The sequence below is a fragment of the Halomonas sp. SIMBA_159 genome (genome assembly GCF_046536035.1).
In the GTDB taxonomy this organism is placed as follows: Bacteria; Pseudomonadota; Gammaproteobacteria; order Pseudomonadales; family Halomonadaceae; genus Vreelandella; species Vreelandella venusta_A.
Window position 1 is genome coordinate 1 of record NZ_JAWJBT010001685.1, and the last position, 234, is coordinate 234.

Below are 234 nucleotides of genomic sequence, written 5' to 3' on the forward strand. Positions count from 1 at the left end.
GTCGAAGGCGCGCTTGAGCCAGGCCCGGACCGGGAGCTGGGCTTCCTTCGCCGTGTCGAGCGCGCCCTTGAGGCGGATCGTGGCTTCCCAGTCGCTGTAGCGGTTGTGCCGGTCGAAGTAGTGGAACAGGCTGTCGTGGTCGGCGTGCAGCATGCGCGCCTTCAAGACGCTTGTGGTGCCGTCGATGACCGGCTGGTAATGGCCCTCGACCTCCCACATGTTCTGGGCGTCGAG

1 protein-coding gene is annotated in these 234 nt (G+C 66.2%); it reads right to left on the reverse strand.

Annotated elements, in window-relative coordinates:
* Positions 1 to 234: hypothetical protein (locus R0J87_RS24950; protein WP_498889716.1), on the reverse strand; the 234-nt coding region annotated here is incomplete at both ends.